Raw genomic sequence first — 1040 nt, 5'->3', positions numbered from 1 at the left:
CGAGAAGGTAGGTCCCGGACTTCCCGGCCGCCGCAAAACTCTCGTTCGAGGTGCCGGTGGGATGCGGCGCCGAACATCCCGGCGACGGCCGCGCCGCGACGTTCGCCGGTTCGCCGGCGTGGGCGGTGGTCGCGGTCGAGAAGGCGGCAGCCGTCACGAGTGCCGCCACGAGGCAGGAGACGGTGCGCAACCACCGGGACGTCGCAATTTTCATGTAGTGCCCACCTCGCGGAAAACATCGTTCTCGTCAGAGAGAACAATGATCACACAAGCGAGACGGGCGCGGGCGCAGACGGACGAGACAGCCGCAAGCGGCCGCTCGGTCGCTGCTGCGGCTCAGTCCTTCTTCATCATTTCGTAGATGCGCTTGCAGTCCGGGCAGACCGGCGAGCCGGGCTTGGCCGAGCGCGTCACCGGGAACACTTCGCCGCACAGCGCCACCACATGGGTACCCATGACGGCACTTTCGGCGATCTTGTCCTTCTTCACGTAGTGGAAGAATTTCGGAGTATCGCTGTCGGTCGTCTCGTCGGTGGTCGTATCCGGACGAACCAGGGTGTCGGTGCTCACCCCATCGATTCTGCCATCGCCGCGCGAGGGTGGTGAGCGGGTGTCGCCAACCTCATCGAATACCCCGCGGCCCGGTGGTGCTCGCGCGGCCGAAGGCGCGTGTGCATTCGATCATGCGGAGTGGAAGACTCGACGTATGCAGCGTGACGGCGACTCCTCCGACCTACCGCCCGAGTCCCGGACGTCGGGCCCCGGACGGGTCGGTTCGGAGCGCGAGGACGCACGCGCGGCCGAGCCCAGCGGCTCCGCGAACGCCGCCGAGGGCCCGGAGGTTTCGGTGCCGGCGGACGATCCGCGGCCGTCGGGCGCGACGTTCGAGCGCCGGCCTCCCGGTTCGATCCCCCGGCCCACCCGCGCCTCGACCGGATACTTCCCCGGGGAGGACAAGCATCCGGTGTTGATCACCGAGGCCGCGCCCTCCCTGGAGCAGCAGCACCGCGCCCGCGTCAAGCGCTACATGATCCTGATGG

At 68.3% G+C, this 1040-nt stretch carries 2 protein-coding genes; one reads left to right on the top strand and one right to left on the bottom strand.

Features of this window, described 5'->3' with window-relative positions; genetic code table 11:
• Positions 1 to 336 precede the first annotated feature (336 nt).
• On the bottom strand, positions 337 to 570 hold the full coding sequence (locus ACGF5C_RS35245; RefSeq protein WP_030517239.1) for a DUF3039 domain-containing protein: 234 nt from the start codon (positions 568 to 570) through the stop codon (positions 337 to 339).
• Between the two features lie 136 nt (positions 571 to 706).
• Here ACGF5C_RS35245 and ACGF5C_RS35240 point away from each other — a divergent pair.
• On the top strand, positions 707 to 1040 hold a 334-nt coding region (locus ACGF5C_RS35240), incomplete at its 3' end, for a DUF3099 domain-containing protein (protein ID WP_393308811.1).

The sequence above is a fragment of the Micromonospora sp. NPDC047620 genome (genome assembly GCF_043205005.1).
In the GTDB taxonomy this organism is placed as follows: Bacteria; Actinomycetota; Actinomycetes; order Mycobacteriales; family Micromonosporaceae; genus Micromonospora.
Note: the sequence above shows the minus strand (reverse complement) of the source record. Positions and strands in the feature narration are given on the sequence as shown.